The organism is Phyllobacterium sp. UNC302MFCol5.2 (assembly GCF_000686005.1).
Taxonomy (GTDB): domain Bacteria; phylum Pseudomonadota; class Alphaproteobacteria; order Rhizobiales; family Rhizobiaceae; genus Phyllobacterium; species Phyllobacterium pellucidum.
The window spans coordinates 82,669-99,975 of sequence record NZ_JMLL01000001.1 but is presented as its reverse complement, the minus strand read 5'-3'; the positions used below and the strand labels follow the sequence as shown (position 1 = coordinate 99,975).

The following is a 17,307-nucleotide window of genomic DNA, read 5'->3' as shown; positions in this document are numbered from 1 at the left end:
ATTAAAAGGGAGCGCCGTTTCCCGCGCCCCCTTGTTTTAATCGCAGTACCTGCGGCTATCCCGCAATCGCCTCATCAAGCAGTTTCAGTGCCGCTTTCTTGGTGAGTTTTACTGGATTGCCACCGGCCGTCGGATCGACAATCGCCATATCCGCGATGTGTTCCTTCTGCTTCTTGCTCATGTCCAGATCCTTGATTAGACCGGGCAGCGTGTGCGGGACTTTCAGTTCCTTACGCAGTTTCAGCACCGCCTTGGCAAAGCCGTCGAAGCCCCCCTTGATGCCGATATAGTTGGCAAGGCGGCCAATTCGCTCCTCGACGGCGTCACGGTTGAAGGCGAGCACATAGGGCATGAAGACCGCATTGGTCATGCCGTGATGCGTGTCGTAGATCGCGCCGATCGGATGCGACAGCGAGTGGATTGCACCGAGCCCTTTCTGAAACGCCGTTGCGCCCATGGCCGCTGCGCTCATCATGTGTGCGCGCGCAGTCAAATCCTTGCCGTCGGCAAAGGCCTTGGGCAGGTTTTCGAATACCAGCCGGATGCCTTCGACCGCAATGCCGTCGGCCATCGGGTGATAGCCCGGCGCGCAATAGGCTTCGAGGCAGTGGGCGAGCGCATCCATGCCCGTGCCTGCGGTGATGAATGCCGGCATGCCGACCGAAAGTTCAGGATCGGCAATCACGATCGCCGGCAGCATCTTCGGGTGGAAGATTACCTTCTTGGTGTGGCTTTCCTCATGGGTGATCACGCCGGCGCGGCCGACCTCAGACCCGGTTCCGGCCGTTGTCGGGACGGCGATGACCGGCGCTATCGCATCGCCATTCGCCCGCGTCCACCAGTCGTCGATGTCCTCGAAATCCCAGAGCGGCCGTGTCTGCCCGGCTTGAAAGGCGATCAGCTTGCCGAGGTCGAGCGCCGAACCGCCGCCAAAAGCGATGACGCCATCATGCTTGCCCTTCGTGAAGGCGGCGATACCCGCCGTCAGGTTCGATTCCACCGGATTGGGTTTCACATCCGAGAATACCCCATAGGGCACTTTGGCGTCGTCGAGGATTTTCAGCGTGCTCGATACGACCGGCAGTCTGGCGAGCCCTGGATCGGTGACGAACAGCGGATTTTTGATCCCCGTCGCTTCCAGCACTTCCGGCAGTTCCTTGATGCGCCCCGCGCCGAAACGAACCGTCGTCGGATAATTCCACTTGGAAATGAGTTTGCTCATGTGATTTTTCTTTCGGATGGATGGGATCAGTATGTGAGATTACCCCCTCTGTCCTGCCGGACATCTCCCCTGTCGGGAGATGGGCGGTAGCCCAGAGGAGGGTAGATCATCATCAAATGGCTTCGCGCAAATGATACGACTTGGGCCGAGTGAGATTGCCATAGCCGATCGCCGACATGGCACCGCCCTTGCCCGTCTCTTTGACCCCGGTCCAGACCAGCGCCGGATCGATATAATCGCAGCGATTCATGAAGACGGTGCCGGTTTCAATTCGATCGCCGATCTTGGCGGCGTGGTCGGTGTCGGTCGTCCACAGCGATGCCGTAAGGCCGTACTGGCTGTCGTTCATCAGCGCGAGCGCCTCCTCGTCATTGCGCACCTTCATGATGCCGACGATCGGACCAAAACTCTCTTCTCGCATCACGCTCATCTGATGATCGACGCCCGTCAATACCTCTGGGGCGATGTAGGGCGAACCTGCAATGTCCTTGGCGACACGCATGTTGACATGGGCCTTGGCGCCCTTGCGCAGCGCCTCCGCCTTTTGCTCGCGCACAAGATCGGCAAAGCGCGTCTGCGCCATCGGTCCCATTGTCGTCTCTGCATCCAGCGGATTGCCGACCACATACTGCTTGGTCAGGTCGATGAAGCCGTCGATGAAGCGGTCATAGACGTCCTCATGCACATATATGCGCTCGATGCCGCAGCAGCATTGACCCGAATTGAAGAACGCGCCATCGACGAGGTTGGCGACGGCGTGGTCGAGATTGACATCAGGCAACACGTAAGCGGGGTCCTTGCCTCCAAGTTCAAGGCCAAGTGTCATGAACGTCCCCGCTGCCGCCTTCTCGATGGCACGACCACCGGCCACCGACCCGGTGAAATTCACATGGTCGATACGGCCGGAACCCAGGAGCTTTTCGGTCTGGGCGTGGCCGAGGACGATGTTCTGGAAGACACCCTTGGGTAGCCCCGCTTTCTCGAAAGCCTGCGCGAAGCGTTCTCCAACGAGCAGCGTTTGGGCCGCGTGCTTAAGGATCACGGCATTGCCGGCCATCAGCGCGGGAATGATCGTGTTGACTGCAGTGAGGTACGGATAGTTCCACGGCGCAATGACCATGACGACGCCGAGCGGCACATGTTTGATGTAGCGGCGAAAGCCCGGCCTGTCGTTTTCGACGACGGGCGCAAGCGCCTGCTCGGCGATGCGGACCATATAGCGGGTACGCTCCTCGACGCCGCCCTTTTCACCGCCATAGCGCACGGGACGGCCCATTTGCCAGGCGATCTCTGGCACGATCTCGTCATTCATGGCGAGCAGCGCGTCAAGCGCCGCAAGACAGAGCCGTCCGCGCTCTTCGATGCTCGTCTGCGCCCAATCCGTCTGCGCAAGTTTCGCTGCTTCCACCGCTGCATCCACGGCCTTGTCGGTAGCGATGGAGCGTTCCGCGTAGACGGAGCCGTCAATGGGGGTAATCAGTTTGACCGTGTCGGCCATGGTTCAACCTCTAGTCTGGTTCTGGTGTTCCGTCTTCAATACCGTTCGAAGCCGCGATGCAACTCCCAGTCGGTCACGCGCCGATCATATTCGAACTGTTCCCAGCGCGCGGTGTGGACATAGTGCTCCACAACATCGTCGCCCAGCGCGGTTTTGAGCATCTTGGAACGGGCAAGCGTTTCGGTGGCGTCACGCAGCGTCTTCGGAATTTCCTTGAGACGAGCGCCGCCGTAGGCGTCACCCTTAAAGGGCGCGGCAAGCTCCAGTTTCTCGTCGATTCCCGCCAGCCCCGAGGCAATCAGTCCGGCGAAGGCGAGGTATGGATTGAGGTCTGCGCCGCCGATGCGGCATTCGATGCGGATGCCCTTGGTGCCTTCGCCGCAAAGACGGAAACCTGCCGTGCGATTGTCTAGGCTCCATACATTCTTCGTCGGCGCGAAGGTACCGGCCTGAAAGCGTTTGTAGGAGTTGATGTAGGGCGCGAGAAAATAGGTGAAATCATCGGCATATTTCAATTGGCCGGCCACCCATTGACGCATCAGTGCCGACATCGTGTGTTCGGCGTTCTTGTCGTAGAAGAGCGGGGTCTTGCCGTCGGCGCTCCATAGCGAATTGTGGACATGGCTCGAACTGCCGGCGAGAGAATAATCGTACTTTGCCATGAAAGTGATCGCCTTGCCCATCTGGGTGGCGATCTCCTTGCAGCCATTTTTCATAACGACGTGGCGGTCGGCCATTTCCAGCGCCTCGGCATATCGTACATTGATCTCTTCCTGGCCCGGGCCCCACTCTCCCTTGGAATTCTCGACCGGAATGCCGGCGTCGAACAGGCCATTGCGGATCGCCCGCATGACCACATCTTCCTTGGTCGTCATCTGGATAATATAATCCTGGATATAGGGCGAAGCCGTCGCCATGCCTTTCCAGTTCTTGGCCCGCGCCGTCTCATAGGTCTCATCGAACAGATAGAATTCGAGTTCTGATGCAAAATAGGCGAGATAGCCACGATCCTTCAATCGCGCGAGTTGGCGCTTCAGGATGCTGCGCGGCGAATGCGGCAGGTCCTCGTGATGATGATGGTCGAGAATGTCGCAGAGAACGAGGGCGCATTTTTCGAGCCACGGAATATGGCGGATGGTCGAAAGATCGGGCTTGATGACGAAATCGCCATAGCCCTGCTGCCAGCTCGCGGCCTTGTAGCCTGGCACCGGCTCCATATCGATGTCGTTGGCCAAGAGATAGTTGCAGCCATGCGTTTCGTCATGCGCCGACTCGACGAAATAGGAAGCGTGGAACCGCTTGCCGACGAGGCGGCCCTGCATGTCGACGAAACAGGCCAGCACCGTATCGATCTCGCCATTGGTCACGTGGCGCTTTAGTTCGTCGAAACTCCAATGTCCGGGCATAGTCTTTCCTTGTACGAGATATATTCATCACGGGCAAAATAAGGGCGGCGACCAGCAAGCCCGGTCGCCGCCCTTGCGTGGGTCAGCTTCGTTCGCCGACGGCCTGCTCGGCTGCCTTGATCGCAGCCTGACGTGCGGCAATGATTTCGCCGAGTGGAGGACCCTGGAAACGACGCTTTTCGAAGGCGAACCAGACGATTGCCGTCAGGATGAAGAAGCCTACCGTGATGTAGAGCGCCCAGTCATTCGGCGGCTGAATGCCAATGATGAAGATCAGGATCATCGAAATAACCGACAGGATCGCGAACAGCGTGAAGATGCCGCGTCCCATGTTCCATGGTCCCATCTTGTCCCATTTCGGCGTGCCCCAGGCGAGGAGGCCGAGAACGATCGGAACGGTGAACGACAGGAACAGGAAGATGACCGTGCACGAAACGACGATCGTATAGGCGGAGGTACCTGCAACGGAGACGATCGACGAGCCCCAGACGAACAGAACCGAAAGCACTGCGGCCGTCCAGATAGCGGCAACGGGCGTGCGGTAGGTCGGGCTGACCTTGGCGAGTGCAGCGGAGCCCGGCAGGCCCCCGTCACGCGAGAATGCGAAGATCATGCGCGACGCCGATGTCACCGTGGCGAGACCGCAAAGCAGCTGCGCCAGGAAGACGACGATATAGACGAATTCCTTAAGGCCGGTGCCGACGCGCTGGTCGAAAGCCCAGAAGAAAACGTTCCAGCCCTGTGCTGCGGCCTCGTCCATGTTCGGAATCATCAACACGAAAGCGGCAAGGAACAGGTAGCCGAAGATCGCCGACCAGACGACCGACATGACCATCGCGCGCGGCACGGAACTTGCGGCCTTCAATGTTTCTTCGGATGTATGCGCGGAGGCATCGTAGCCGGTGATCGTATAGATCGGCAGCAAGAGCCCGAGTGCGAACACCCATGCGTTCGATACCGACGGCCAGACGTTGCCACCCGCTTCGCCGGAATAGTTGTGGAACGAGAAGAGACGGCTGAAGTCCCAGGTCTCGGCGGAGAGAAGGCACACGACCGCAATAAGGATCGACCCGAAGAAGATCAGGTAGCCGGAGAAGTCGGTGAGTTTCGCCGTGAGCTTAATGCCGAGGTGGTTGATGAGCGCTTGGGCGCCGGTGATGATCACGAGAAAGATCATCTGCGTCGTCAGCGTGTTCTCAATGCCGAGCGCCGGGCCGAAGGCGCCGACGAAGAACGTCCAGGTGCCGACATTGATGGCGCCAAGAACGGTGATGAGACCAAGCAGATTGAGCCAGGCCGTTACCCAGCCGGTACCGCGATTGCCGAGGATCGAACCCCAATGGTAGAGACCGCCCGCTGTCGGATAGGCGGAGCTGATCTGCGACATGGCGACGGCAAAGGTCAGCGAGACGAAGCAGCCGACCAGCCAGCCGATACCGATGCCGATGCCGCCCGCGCCCGACGTGGCCTGGGCCAGCGAGTTGATGCCGCCGGAAAGGATGCAGATGATCGAAAAGGAGACGGCAAAGTTGGAAAAGCGGCTGAGCCGCCGCTCCAGTTCCTGGGCGTAGCCCATGCTGTGAAGGACCTTTATGTCCTCCGATTTATCTGTGTCAGTATAGTCCTGCTGTGTCATCACGTTCCCCTATTATTCTGGTAAGTTGCAACGTCAGATACTCGCGAGCGCTACTCCGTAAGCTTGTCTATGCCGTCCCCGTTTTTGGTGAACTCGCCGCTTGCGCAAGCGGCCGCTCCACAATCTCCCTGAGCAGCCTTGAGAGCGTTTCGCCCCAGGCCATTTCTTTTTGAGCGGTGGTGATGAGATCGTTACGGATCTCGATCATCACTGCCGGAAACCCGAGAGCGGACGCGTGCCGCTCCAAAGTGTAATAGACGCGATCCGCCGGCGAATAGGGTTCGTTGACCCCAACGCAAAATTGTGTCAGCGCCTCAAGGCCGGCAATGAGCGGTGCGGCGATCCTGTCGTCGGCATCGTGGATGATGCCGATGTCCCAGGGCCGCGGAATGCCCCGGTAGACCGGCGTAAAGGAATGCACGGCGACGTAGATCGGGTCGGGCAGACCCTTGGCGGCACGTGCACGCGCCAGATCCTCGATCGCTGAGTGATAGGGTCGATGCGAAATGCCAATTCGCCTTTGTTTCTCTTCCTCGCTCAATTCGGCATTGGCCGGAATTGCCGTTGATTCGCTCAGCGAAGGAATAAGATCGGGCGCATCCAGCGGGCGATTGCAATCGATGATCAGCCTAGACACGCAGGATTCGACCAGCGGCGCATCGAGAAGGCTGCTCATCACCATGCTTACGCCGATGGCGCCGGGATCCCAGGCAATATGCCGCTTCAGGTCGATCGGCTTGAGTCCAAGCGTGCCATAGCCTTCGGGAATGTGATTGGACGCGTGATCGCATAAAATGATGAACGGGCCGGCGCCATCCGCGTTAGACACGCGGACCACATCCTCGCTTTTTACCGTTGCCTGCGACATTCCCATTGCGGCTCTCTGGCAAGCTGTAATTTACGTTACATTTTGTATTTTTGTTTCCACTCGCGTATGATTTGATACACAACGATAAAATTTGTCAAATCCGAATTTACGTTCCAGCGGATATTGGCGGCGAAGATGGGGAAGCACCGATGCAGACCAGCATTTCCGAGCTGATCGCCGAAAGAATCGACAATATGTCGACCTCGGAGCGCAAGGCAGCACAGACCCTTGTCGCCAACTATCCGTTGATCGGACTGCGAACGGTCGCTGAATTTTCGACTCAGGCGGGCGTGAGTTCACCCACAATACTTCGATTTGTCTCGCGCCTTGGCTTCCAGAGCTACCCGGAATTCCAGGGCGCGCTCCAGGAGGAGCTTGCTGCGCAGTTGCAGTCGCCCTGGAACCGCGCGGCAACCATCCAGGCGAGCAATAACAGCGCCGAATTTCCGTTGATGGAAGCCGCGATCGACAATATCCGCGAAACGTTCCAGCATCTTTCCGTGCAGCAGCTCGGCGATGTCGTCGACGCGATCAGCCGTGCACGCGCCCGCATCTACCTGCTTGGCGGGCGCTTTACCGATCCCATTGCCCGCTACATGGCCGCACATCTCAAAATAACACGTCCGGGCGTAACGCATCTTACCGGCCAGGAAAGCCATTGGCGCGATCAGCTGATCGACATGGGCAAGAAGGACGTCCTCGTCATTTTCGACATTCGGCGCTATCAGGACAGCCTCATCCGCTTTGCGGAGAAGGCACAGGCTCGGGGCGTGGAAATCGTGCTGATCACCGACCAGTGGCTCTCGCCGATTGCGCGCTTTGCACGGCACGTGATCGCCGGCCGCACCGCGGTCCCATCGCCATGGGATTCGTCCGCGACGCTATTTCTCGTCGCCGAGACCCTGATCGCCGAAGTGACGCGCAAGCTCGAAAAAAGCAGCGCCAACCGCATACGTGACATGGAGCAACTGCGCGACAAATGACAGGCGGGGCATTGCCCCCTCGCCCGATTGATATACAAATGCGGTTCCCGGCCAGGCAGGCCCGCCAGGCGCGTGGCTGCGCTGAAAAACATTATCGGATTGATCAAGGACAAATATCATGCAGCAAGCTGACATCGGATTGATCGGCCTTGGCGTCATGGGCGCCAACCTGGCGCTCAATATTGCCGAGAACGGTTATCGCGTCGCGGTCTTCAACCGGACGGTTGCAAAGACCCACCAGTTCTACGAGGACGCCGGCGACCTGAAGGACAAGATAGTCCCTTGCGAAACGCTCGAAGACCTTGCGAAGAACATCAGGGCGCCGCGTCCTATCATCCTGATGGTCAAGGCTGGCGAGGCCGTCGACGAGCAGACCGCTGCCCTTAAGCCGTTCCTCGCCAAGGACGACATCATCATCGACGCCGGCAATGCCAATTTCCATGACACGGTGCGCCGCCTGGCCGCGCTCGGCCCCAATGATCCGACCTTCGTCGGTATGGGTGTTTCTGGCGGCGAGGAAGGCGCGCGCCATGGTCCCTCGATCATGGTGGGCGGCACGCCTGAATCCTATGCTCGTATCGAGCCGGTGCTCACGGCCATATCGGCGAAATACAAGGGCGAGTCCTGCTCGGCGCTGCTCGGGCCCGATGGCGCCGGTCATTTCGTCAAGACCATCCATAACGGTATCGAATATGCCGATATGCAGATGATCGCCGAGGTCTACGGCATATTGCGCGACGGCCTTGGCCTTGCGCCGGATGCCATCGGCAGGATTTTCGAGAAATGGAACGAAGGCCCGCTCAACTCGTACCTCATCGAGATCACTGCCAAGGTTCTTGCGGCCACTGACAAAGATACCGGCAAGCCCGCAGTCGATGTCATCCTCGATAGCGCCGGCCAGAAGGGCACGGGCCGCTGGGCCGCCATCGAGGCGCAGATGCTGGGCATCCCGGCAACGGCGATCGAAGCGGCGGTCGCGGCGCGTTCGATCTCTTCGCTGGTCGGTGAGCGCAAGCTGGCCGCGGACGCCTATGGCGATCTGCTTGCCGGTAGAAAGCTCGTCCATGATGCCGCGTTTATCGACGCGCTTGAAGACGGACTGCTTGCCGGAAAGATTGCGGCCTATGCGCAGGGCTTCGAAGTCATGGCAGGCGCTTCAAAAGAGAATGGCTGGAACGTCCCGCTGGCGACAACTGCCCGTATCTGGCGCGCGGGATGCATCATCCGCTCGCAATTTCTTGACGAGATCGCTGCCGCCTTCGAAGGCAGCGAGGGCAAGAACCTGCTCCTGGCGCCAGCCTTCGTCGAGCGTATGAAGACCGGGTCGGCATCCCTGCGCAAGGTGGTCGCGGAAGCGGCGCTCGCCGGTCTGCCGACACCTGCTTTGTCCGCCGCGCTCAACTATTTCGACGGCTACCGGCAGCAACGCGGCACGGCCAATGTCATTCAGGCGCAACGCGATTTCTTCGGCGCGCATGGCTTCAAGCGGCTCGATCAGGACGGTGACTTCCACGGCCCCTGGTCGGACGTCGATTAATTTTTGGCGTCGTCGCGCCGCCATTGTCTACGGGACGGCGACAATCCATCAAGCGGAAGCCGGGTTTAAGCACGCCCGGTTCGGCGACATATAGCAGGCATGTAACGCAACAAGAGGGCCGGTAAATACCGCGCCGGAGTGACGGATCATGTCAGTCAGCAGCTATCAACATCGCATTCACAAGGCAGGGAAACCGGGCAAGCCGCTGTTTTTCGTTTTCCACGGCACCGGCGGCGACGAGAACCAGTTCTTCGATTTCGGCCGCAGGCTGCTTCCTGAAGCCGGCATCGTCTCGCCGCGCGGCGACGTCTCCGAACATGGCGCCGCCCGGTTTTTCCGCCGCCCGGGCGAAGGCGTCTACGATATGGACGATCTCGCCTGGCGCACTACGGCTATGGCCGATTTCATCCGTGCTCACAAATCTGAAGCCCAGCCTCCGAAGCTCATTGGCCTTGGCTATTCCAATGGCGCCAATATTCTTGCCTCAGCCCTGTTGGCGCAGCCCGATCTCTTCGATGCAGCGGTGCTGCTGCATCCGCTCATCCCATGGCAACCGGCGCCGCAGCCGGCGCTCAAGGGCAAGCATGTGCTCATCACGGCCGGACAGCGCGACCCGATCTGCCCTCCCGCGCTGACGCAGGCGTTTGCAGATTACCTGACGGCGCAGGGCGTTGATATCGAGCTCGTCTGGCATCCGGGCGGCCACGAGATTCAGCAGAGCGAAGTCACCGCCATCGAGCGTTTCGTTAGGCAATTTGCCTGACGATGCCTGGCCCCCTCTGATGGAGGGGGCTCTCGTGGCTACATCGAAAAACGCAGGGAAACCGGCGCAGCCTGTGTTGCACGTGACGGCTTGCGGCCGCGCGGCGACAAAAGGCCATGTGCACCCGCAAGGTGGCCGGGCTTGAGTTCCAGCGCCAGGAACCGGCGGCGCTCGACCGGGCCGGGCATGGCAAGCAGCGCCGTCTTCTCGCCCTCAAAGCCGAAGCGCTCATAATATTCCGGATCGCCGACGAGGATGATCGCGCCGTGACCAAGGCGAGCAGCCTCGCTGATGCCATGGCGCATCAGGGCAACGCCGATGCCGTGCCCCTTCAGTGTGGGCTCGACGGCAAGCGGTCCGAGCAGGAGCGCGCGCACCGGCTTGCCAGCCGCGTCATGGCCCGCCTGAATATCCCACAGCCGCACCGAACCGAGCAGCATGCCACCATCGCCGCGTGCGACAAAGGCGAGGCCTTCGGAGGGCAGGCGCCCACGCCGCAGCTTTTCCGAAGACTTGCGGCGACGTCCCTCGCCCATGGCGCGGTCGAGCAGCGCTTCGCGCGCCGCTTCGTCCTGCGCCGTCTCGTTGCGTATCGTATAGGCCTGTGCGCCTTGGACGTGCAGGTTCTGGTTGAAATCTACTGCGTTCATCTTCTTGACCAATCTTCAATCATGGGCGTCATCAAGGCCGGCAAATTGCCGGCCAAATTCCACGATCGGGCGATGCCCGATCAGATGACGTATGATCGGAGGGGTTCGAAGCCGTTGAAGGCAACCGCCGAGTAGGTCGTTGTGTAAGCGCCCGTACCCTCGATCAGCACCTCGTCGCCAATTGTCAGCGAGATCGGCAGCGGATAGGGGTTCTTCTCGTACATCACGTCGGCGCTATCGCAGGTCGGGCCGGCGAGAACGCAAGGCGCATTGTGATCGCCATCACGCGGCGTAGTGATCTGATAACGGATCGCTTCGTCCATCGTCTCGGCGAGACCGCCGAACTTGCCGATGTCGAGATAGACCCAGCGTACATTGTCGTTGTCCGCCTTCTTCGAGACGAGAACGACCTCGGCCTTGATGACGCCGGCATTGCCTACCATGCCGCGGCCGGGTTCGATGATCGTCTCTGGCAGGCGATTGCCAAAGTGACGGCTCAGCGCCTGGAAGATCGCCTGGCCGTAGGCCTGTGCGGTCGGCACGTCCTTGAGGTAACGGGTCGGGAAACCGCCGCCCATGTTGACCATCTTCAGCGTGATGCCTTCCTTGGCAAGCGCATCGAAAACCTGCTTTGCATCGCCAAGCGCGCGATCCCAAGCGGAGAGATCCGTCTGCTGCGAGCCGACATGGAAAGAAACGCCATAGGAGTCGAGGCCGAGCTTCTGCGCAGCGCGCAGGACGTCGACAGCCATCGCCGGAACGCAGCCGAACTTGCGCGACAGCGGCCATTCGGCGCCGGCACCATCGGTCAGAACGCGGCAGAACACACGCGAACCTGGAGCAGCGCGGGCAACCTTTTCAACTTCCTCGACGCAATCGACGGCAAAGAGACGGATGCCGAGTTCGAAGGCGCGGGCGATGTCACGCTCCTTCTTGATCGTGTTGCCGAACGAAATGCGGTCTGCCGTTGCGCCGGCGTCCAGAGCCATTTCGACTTCGGCCACGGAAGCCGTATCGAAGCTCGAGCCAAGCGAGGCGAGCAGGCGCAGGATCTCAGGCGCGGGATTTGCCTTAACGGCATAGAAAATCTTCGACTCAGGGAGAGCCATTTCGAAATTGTGGAAATTTTCCCGAATGACTTCAAGATCGACGACGAGGCAGGGGCCGTTCGGGCGTCGGGTGTTGATGAAGTCGAGGATGCGCTGCGTAGCCATCTTGGGTCTCCAATCCGTAGCGGCACTTCCGGCCGCCTTGAGCAAGTCGCGGTTTCATGGGACGCGCCCGATGTACCGCATGGACAAAGTGCATGAGTCGGTCCTGCGTGAGGCCAGCCTTTGGAGATGCTGAAACCACGAGACTTTTTTCATGCGGCGATGGACCGACGCTGAAACCAGCGTAAATCCGCTTTGTCTGCCTTGGCTTGGATGTACCCATCCGCACTACAGGCAATGAAGGTGTGCCTCTTCAGTAATCCCGGCTTATGGACAGCCGGAAGACACCAGAAAGGCCCGCACCGTCGTTGCTTCAAGATGTCCTCAGTTCAGCAGTAGGCCGCTAAACTGACTGGAGGGGTTAGTTCCAGGTACCATACCGTTTCCTCACCATTATGAAGATCGGCGGACACCCACAGGCACGTGCGACTTTGGGCAAGCGCCATATAAGGTGAAAGATGTGTCCAATCAATGAAAATTCTGCGGCAACGCCAATTTTTTTATTCGTTGAACAAGGTGTCGAAAATGGCCTAGAATCATTGAACGATGCACACAATTCCGCCCCTGAATGCCCTGCTCGACGTTCCGTTACCCGCGCTTGCTTCGGGTCGCGGGCCTCTGACCGGCGAGACGCTCGCCGTAAAGGACATTTTTGATGTGGCCGGGATGGTAACGGGCGGTGGCAACCCGCAAAAAGCGGCCGAATCACCCCCTGCCATGCACACGGCGCCAGCTATCCAGATGCTGCTCGACAACGGGGCGAAACTCGCGGGAAAATCCCAGACGGATGAATTCGCCTTCTCGCTGCTTGGCCAGAACGCCCATTTCCCGCATCCGGTCAATCCGGCAGCGCCCGACCGCGTGACCGGAGGATCGTCGTCAGGTTCAGTCTCCGCCGTTGCCGGCGGTCTCGTCACCATCGCAGCGGGCTCTGATACGGGCGGTTCGATCCGCGCACCGGCAAGTTTTTGCGGGCTCCCGGGCTTGCGGACGACGCATGGGCGTATCACCCTCGAAGGTGCATTGCCGCTCGCGCCTTCGCTCGACGTCTTCGGCTGGTTCGCCAAGGATATTGCGCTTTACGAAAAAGTCGGAGCTGTCCTTCTTGACGCCGACGCCCAGGACTTCAAGCTGACGCGCCCGCTTTTCATCCCGTTGCTCGAACATTTTCTGATCGGCGAGGCAGAGGATGCCGCCTACAGAAAAATGTACGCCACCGTTTGCGCCCATCTGGGCCAAGCCCGTTCCGCACGCCAGCCGACTGCGTCGATGGACGATCTATATCTGTGTTTTCGCCAGATACAGGGTTTCGAGGTCTGGCAGGCGCATGGCGCATGGATCGCCGCCAAGGATCGCGGCCTTGGACCGGGCGTGCGTGAGCGTTTCGAATATAGCTCAAAGATCGACCGGACCACTTACGATACGCAGACGCGCCGCCGCGATCTCTTCCGTTCCGAACTCGGCGACCTGCTGCGCGACGATGGCGTCCTCATCCTGCCGACTGTGCCCGGCGCGGCGCCGCTGGCCGCCGCGGCCTTCGACGATCTACAGACCTATCGCGAGCGAATGCTGCATCTCCTTTGCCTGTCGCCCCTCTCCGGCTTCCCGCAGATCACCTTGCCGTTAGGGGAGGTGCACGGCGCACCTTTCGGCATATCGCTGCTTGGACCGAAGAACAGCGACCGCGCGCTGATCAGGCTCGGCCGGGCTATTCTCGACACATCGGCAAGGGCGATCTGAGATGGACACGCTCACCCGCATGCGGGCTTTCATCGACGTGGTCGAGGCCGAAGGCTTTTCGGCGGCGGCGCGCAAGATCGGACGTTCCAAGGCCCTGCTTTCGAAATATGTGCGGGAACTTGAAGATGAACTCGGAGCGCTGCTCCTCAATCGCACCACGCGGCAGTTCTCGCTGACCGAAGCCGGGCACACATATTACCAGCGCGCCAGCGAAATTCTGCGCGAAGTCGAAAGCCTGCAGGAGGCGGTGCGCGAATCGAGCAGCGATATCAAGGGCCGCATCAAGATATCCGCGCCGCGTACCTTTGCCGATGCCGAGATCGGCCAGTGCCTCATCGACTTTTGTGCCGAGCAGCCGGATATTGTCCTCGACGTGCGGCTGGACGACCGCTTCGTCGACCTTGTGGAAGAAGGGTTCGACCTTGCCATCCGCATCACCCGCATGCAGGACTCCTCGCTTATAGCCAAGCGCCTCGCACCCTTCCATGTCATTGCCTGCGGCTCGCCGGACCTGATCGAGCGGCTGGGACGCCCTGAGCGCCCCGAGCTTCTCGCCTCTTTGCCCTGCCTTGTCGATACGAACAATCGCTCGCGCAATACCTGGCAATTCCTGAATGAAGACGGGGCGCCGTTATCCGTCCAGGTATCGGGGCCGATCGAAATCAACAGTCCGCTTTCAACGCGCCGGGCCGCCCTTGCCGGCCTCGGCTTTGCCCTGCTGCCGGATTTTGTGGCCCAGGCCGATATTAATAGCGGCAGGCTGGTCAGCGTTCTTGAGCAATTCATTCCACGCGATGCCGGCATTCATGCGGTCTATCCGCACCGCCGCTACCTGCCTGCAAAGGTGCGCGTTCTCGTCGATTATCTTGCCAAGTGGTTCAAGGACAATCGCCGCTCCTAATTATGTTAAATGTTATATTATATCGTCCCAATTTCGCCAATTTCGGCATATCCCTTAGCGCAACTCACGAAAGGCTTTTCATGCAGCAGAGATTCGCGGTTTTTATCGGCGCAATGGCGGCGGGACTGACCTTTGCCACCCCTGCCTATGTGCACCCGCATGTCTTTGCCGAAGCGCGCCTGGATGTGTCGATCAAGCCCGACGGGACCGTTGAAAAGCTCGGCCATGTCTGGCGCTTCGACGACATATTTTCAAGTACGGTGCTGGTCGAGTTCGACAAGAACGCGGACATGAAACTCGACGAAAAGGAACTGACGGAACTCGCCTCGACGATCAACGCGTCGATATCGGAATACGACTATTTCCAGTCCGTCACGCTCGATGGCAAGCAGATCGCCATGGGAGCGCCACAGCACCTCATCGCGGACTTTCAGAACAACCAGTTGCTGATCATCTTCGAGAGTGCGCCAAAGCAGCCGCTGAAGCTCGGCAAGAAGACCAGTTTCGGCGTCTATGACCCGACATTCTATACGGCAATCGACTATGTGAACGACACGGACATCCATGTCACGGGCGTGCCCTCCGGCTGCACGCATAAGGTGGTCCGTCCGGATCCTGACGAAGCGATCGCCGCCAACCAGGCGACGCTGACCGATGCCTTTTTCAACGATCCAACAGGGACCAACATGTCGAAGATCTTTGCGACCCGGCTGGAAATCGAATGCCCCAAGGGCTGAGTGAAGGATAGACCATGCGCAAACGCACCCTGGTGGGTACCCTGGCAGTCCTCGTTCTTGTCGGCGGGCACGCCCTCGCCCAGACCTCCTCGCTCGGGATCGGCTCCAACGAGGTTGCCATGCAGCCGACAGGGCCGTTCGCCGAGCTCATCCTCTGGATAAACATCCAGCAGCGCAATTTCTATCTCGCCATGACCCACGCCCTGAAAGGCATGCGCGAGGATCCCTGGCAAGTGTCGATACTCGTCGGCCTGTCATTCCTCTACGGTATCCTCCACGCGGTCGGCCCGGGACATGGCAAGGCTGTCATCTCCTCCTACATGCTGGCCAATGAGACGACCTTGCGGCGTGGCGTGCTTCTGTCATTTGCCTCATCCATGCTGCAGGCGTTCACCGCGCTCTTCATCATCGGCCTGACATTTCTGGCGCTACGCGGCACCACGGTTTCGATGAACGACGCGGCGCGCTACATGGAGATCGCGAGCTTCGTGCTGATTATCGCCTTCGGCCTTTCATTGCTCTGGCGCAAGGTTCCGCAGCTGTTTCGCCCGCGCGTAGCTCAACTCGTGGCACACGGCGACGGCACTGCCGTACTCGCCCCCGATCATCATCACCACCATCACGACCATGGTCATCACGCCCATCACCAGCATGATCACGTGCACCATGCCCATGCCGGACACGATCATGAACATCATCATGCTCATGGTCACCATCACCATGCCGAAGGCGACGTGTGCGAGACCTGTGGGCATTCGCACGCGCCGGACCCTGCCATGCTTGCGGGGGAGTTCAACTGGAAGACAGCCTGGGCGGCGATCGTAGCCGTCGGTTTGCGTCCCTGTTCAGGCGCGCTAATCGTCCTTACCTTCTCGCTGCTCAACGGGCTTGTTCTCGGCGGTGTGCTTTCGGTGTTCGCAATGGCGCTCGGAACGTTCATCACCGTCGCGGTCCTCGCCACACTGGCAGTGACGGCAAAGAATGTAGCGCTGAGGGTTTCGGGCGCCTCCGCGCTTTCCGGGCGGGTCCAGAACATTATCGAAGTTGCCGGGGCACTCTTCATCGTGCTCTTTGGCATCCTGCTCCTGACCGCATCGCTGCGGTTCTAGAGCTTGCTCGAGATCAGTCGTCCTTGTGCTGTCGCCTGGCACGCAGCCAGAACACCACGAAGAAACCGGCAACGAAGACGACGGCAAGGATTCCGGCGGCCGGTGCCGATCGCTCGCCAAGCGCCAGCATCAGTGTCGGCATGAAATAGGCGACGATGCCAAAACCAAACATGATGCAGGCAGCCGCGATGGCGGCACTACGGGTTTTCGGATCCATCACGCTTCAAACGCCTCGATTGCTGTTGGCAGGTTTGTAGCGGCAGCACGTATTTATGCAAGGGGCGCTTTCACGCAGCGCGAAACTCTTCGAGCCGCTTGATCTGCTTGCCCGCGGCATCGAAATTCTCCGGTGAAAGCCATTTCTGGTAGGCGGCCTTCAGCGCCGGCCATTCGCTGTCGATGATCGAGAACCACGCCGTATCGCGGTTCTTGCCCTTTTGCACCATATGCTGGCGGAAAATGCCTTCGAACTTGAAGCCGAAGCGTTCTGCCGATCGTTTGGAGGGCTCGTTGGCATTGTTGCACTTCCACTCATAGCGCCGGTAGCCGAGTTCGTCGAAAATATAAGCCATGAACAGAAATTGCGCTTCGGTGGCCGCGGGCTTGCGCGAGATCAGCGGGCCCCAATAGATATTGCCGATTTCGATCACGCCGAAGGCCGGATCGATGCGCATCAGCGTCTGGCGTCCGGCGACCTTGCCGCTCGCCTTGTCGATAACGGCAAAGAAAAGGGGGTCCTTGCTTGCGGCAACCTTCTCCAGCCATTCACTGAAAGCCACGCGGTTCTGGGGCGGAGCCTCAAACAGATAGCGGAAACGGTCGTCGGCATCGGTGACGCTCGATGCCTCGAAGAGCCCGTCGCCGTGTTTTGCCGGATCCAGCGGTTCGAGGCGGGCGAAGCGTCCTTCGAGGGGTTCGCGCGCAGGCAGGGGCCGGGGTGTCCAGGTCGTCAGGTCGGTCATGGTGAAATTTGCTCGCTCAGCGTCATCCAGAATGTTTGACTTGTTACTGTACTCAAAGCACAAAGCAGAAGTTGAAAATTGTAT

The 17,307-nt window shown here is 59.7% G+C and carries 16 protein-coding genes; 7 read left to right on the top strand and 9 right to left on the bottom strand.

Going from position 1 to position 17,307, the window contains the following annotated elements; translation table 11 throughout:
* Positions 1-55: 55 nt before the first annotated feature.
* From BR48_RS0100445 to BR48_RS0100425, 5 genes are all read right to left on the bottom strand, one after another.
* Positions 56-1,222: an iron-containing alcohol dehydrogenase gene (locus tag BR48_RS0100445; protein ID WP_027229531.1), complete on the bottom strand. Its 1,167-nt coding sequence runs from the start codon at positions 1,220-1,222 to the stop codon at positions 56-58.
* Positions 1,223-1,334: 112 nt separating this feature from the next.
* Positions 1,335-2,720 (bottom strand): aldehyde dehydrogenase family protein, encoded by a 1,386-nt coding sequence (locus BR48_RS0100440; RefSeq protein WP_027229530.1) that lies wholly within the window; start codon positions 2,718-2,720, stop codon positions 1,335-1,337.
* A 35-nt stretch (positions 2,721-2,755) separates the two neighbouring features.
* Positions 2,756-4,126 carry a glutamine synthetase family protein gene (locus BR48_RS0100435; RefSeq protein WP_027229529.1) on the bottom strand — a complete coding sequence of 457 codons (1,371 nt, stop codon included), beginning with the start codon at positions 4,124-4,126 and terminating at the stop codon, positions 2,756-2,758.
* 82 nt (positions 4,127-4,208) lie between these two features.
* Complete coding sequence (locus BR48_RS0100430; RefSeq protein ID WP_027229528.1) at positions 4,209-5,762, bottom strand: amino acid permease; 1,554 nt, start codon at positions 5,760-5,762, stop codon at positions 4,209-4,211.
* A gap of 67 nt (positions 5,763-5,829) precedes the next feature.
* Positions 5,830-6,636, bottom strand: a complete 807-nt coding sequence (locus tag BR48_RS0100425; protein ID WP_027229527.1) for an N-formylglutamate amidohydrolase — start codon at positions 6,634-6,636, stop codon at positions 5,830-5,832.
* 143 nt (positions 6,637-6,779) lie between these two features.
* On the opposite strand from BR48_RS0100425, the gene BR48_RS0100420 reads away from it, so the two are divergent.
* The 3 genes from BR48_RS0100420 to BR48_RS0100410 all read left to right on the top strand — a co-directional run bounded on the left by BR48_RS0100420 (position 6,780) and on the right by BR48_RS0100410 (position 9,913).
* Positions 6,780-7,613, top strand: a complete 834-nt coding sequence (locus BR48_RS0100420) for a MurR/RpiR family transcriptional regulator (RefSeq protein ID WP_027229526.1) — start codon at positions 6,780-6,782, stop codon at positions 7,611-7,613.
* Positions 7,614-7,731: 118 nt separating this feature from the next.
* Positions 7,732-9,150, top strand: a complete 1,419-nt coding sequence (gene gndA / locus BR48_RS0100415; protein ID WP_036812872.1) for an NADP-dependent phosphogluconate dehydrogenase — start codon at positions 7,732-7,734, stop codon at positions 9,148-9,150.
* A gap of 148 nt (positions 9,151-9,298) precedes the next feature.
* Positions 9,299-9,913, top strand: a complete 615-nt coding sequence (locus tag BR48_RS0100410) for an alpha/beta hydrolase (protein ID WP_027229524.1) — start codon at positions 9,299-9,301, stop codon at positions 9,911-9,913.
* Positions 9,914-9,951: 38 nt separating this feature from the next.
* On the opposite strand, the gene BR48_RS0100405 is transcribed toward BR48_RS0100410, so the two are convergent.
* Together BR48_RS0100405 and odc2 are read right to left on the bottom strand one after the other, a co-directional pair.
* A complete protein-coding gene (locus tag BR48_RS0100405) occupies positions 9,952-10,563 on the bottom strand; it encodes an N-acetyltransferase (RefSeq protein WP_027229523.1) in 612 nt (203 codons plus the stop codon).
* Positions 10,564-10,643: 80 nt separating this feature from the next.
* A complete protein-coding gene (odc2, locus tag BR48_RS0100400; protein WP_027229522.1) occupies positions 10,644-11,777 on the bottom strand; it encodes an ornithine/lysine decarboxylase in 1,134 nt (377 codons plus the stop codon).
* Between the two features lie 543 nt (positions 11,778-12,320).
* Between odc2 and BR48_RS0100395 the strand changes: the two genes are divergently transcribed.
* From BR48_RS0100395 to BR48_RS0100380, 4 genes are all read left to right on the top strand, one after another.
* The gene (locus BR48_RS0100395; RefSeq protein WP_027229521.1) at positions 12,321-13,514 is read left to right on the top strand and encodes an amidase; all 1,194 of its coding nucleotides are present in this window, start codon (positions 12,321-12,323) and stop codon (positions 13,512-13,514) included.
* Position 13,515: 1 nt separating this feature from the next.
* The gene (locus tag BR48_RS0100390; RefSeq protein WP_027229520.1) at positions 13,516-14,415 is read left to right on the top strand and encodes a LysR family transcriptional regulator; all 900 of its coding nucleotides are present in this window, start codon (positions 13,516-13,518) and stop codon (positions 14,413-14,415) included.
* A gap of 113 nt (positions 14,416-14,528) precedes the next feature.
* On the top strand, positions 14,529-15,152 hold the full coding sequence (locus BR48_RS0100385) for a DUF1007 family protein (RefSeq protein ID WP_228019362.1): 624 nt from the start codon (positions 14,529-14,531) through the stop codon (positions 15,150-15,152).
* Positions 15,153-15,166: 14 nt separating this feature from the next.
* Complete coding sequence (locus BR48_RS0100380) at positions 15,167-16,261, top strand: nickel/cobalt transporter (protein ID WP_027229518.1); 1,095 nt, start codon at positions 15,167-15,169, stop codon at positions 16,259-16,261.
* A 13-nt stretch (positions 16,262-16,274) separates the two neighbouring features.
* On the opposite strand, the gene BR48_RS0100375 is transcribed toward BR48_RS0100380, so the two are convergent.
* Both BR48_RS0100375 and BR48_RS0100370 read right to left on the bottom strand, forming a co-directional pair.
* Positions 16,275-16,478, bottom strand: coding sequence for a hypothetical protein (locus BR48_RS0100375; RefSeq protein WP_036812866.1), 204 nt, complete (start codon positions 16,476-16,478; stop codon positions 16,275-16,277).
* Between the two features lie 70 nt (positions 16,479-16,548).
* Positions 16,549-17,223, bottom strand: coding sequence for a GNAT family protein (locus BR48_RS0100370; protein ID WP_027229516.1), 675 nt, complete (start codon positions 17,221-17,223; stop codon positions 16,549-16,551).
* Positions 17,224-17,307: the final 84 nt, after the last annotated feature.

Coding starts and splice junctions, on each gene's coding strand:
- BR48_RS0100445 (WP_027229531.1), bottom strand. CDS start 1,222: ATGAGCAAACTCATTTCCAAGTGGAATTATCCGACGACGGTTCGTTTC.
- BR48_RS0100440 (WP_027229530.1), bottom strand. CDS start 2,720: ATGGCCGACACGGTCAAACTGATTACCCCCATTGACGGCTCCGTCTAC.
- BR48_RS0100435 (WP_027229529.1), bottom strand. CDS start 4,126: ATGCCCGGACATTGGAGTTTCGACGAACTAAAGCGCCACGTGACCAAT.
- BR48_RS0100430 (WP_027229528.1), bottom strand. CDS start 5,762: ATGACACAGCAGGACTATACTGACACAGATAAATCGGAGGACATAAAG.
- BR48_RS0100425 (WP_027229527.1), bottom strand. CDS start 6,636: ATGGGAATGTCGCAGGCAACGGTAAAAAGCGAGGATGTGGTCCGCGTG.
- BR48_RS0100420 (WP_027229526.1), top strand. CDS start 6,780: ATGCAGACCAGCATTTCCGAGCTGATCGCCGAAAGAATCGACAATATG.
- gndA (WP_036812872.1), top strand. CDS start 7,732: ATGCAGCAAGCTGACATCGGATTGATCGGCCTTGGCGTCATGGGCGCC.
- BR48_RS0100410 (WP_027229524.1), top strand. CDS start 9,299: ATGTCAGTCAGCAGCTATCAACATCGCATTCACAAGGCAGGGAAACCG.
- BR48_RS0100405 (WP_027229523.1), bottom strand. CDS start 10,563: ATGAACGCAGTAGATTTCAACCAGAACCTGCACGTCCAAGGCGCACAG.
- odc2 (WP_027229522.1), bottom strand. CDS start 11,777: ATGGCTACGCAGCGCATCCTCGACTTCATCAACACCCGACGCCCGAAC.
- BR48_RS0100395 (WP_027229521.1), top strand. CDS start 12,321: ATGCACACAATTCCGCCCCTGAATGCCCTGCTCGACGTTCCGTTACCC.
- BR48_RS0100390 (WP_027229520.1), top strand. CDS start 13,516: ATGGACACGCTCACCCGCATGCGGGCTTTCATCGACGTGGTCGAGGCC.
- BR48_RS0100385 (WP_228019362.1), top strand. CDS start 14,529: ATGGCGGCGGGACTGACCTTTGCCACCCCTGCCTATGTGCACCCGCAT.
- BR48_RS0100380 (WP_027229518.1), top strand. CDS start 15,167: ATGCGCAAACGCACCCTGGTGGGTACCCTGGCAGTCCTCGTTCTTGTC.
- BR48_RS0100375 (WP_036812866.1), bottom strand. CDS start 16,478: ATGGATCCGAAAACCCGTAGTGCCGCCATCGCGGCTGCCTGCATCATG.
- BR48_RS0100370 (WP_027229516.1), bottom strand. CDS start 17,223: ATGACCGACCTGACGACCTGGACACCCCGGCCCCTGCCTGCGCGCGAA.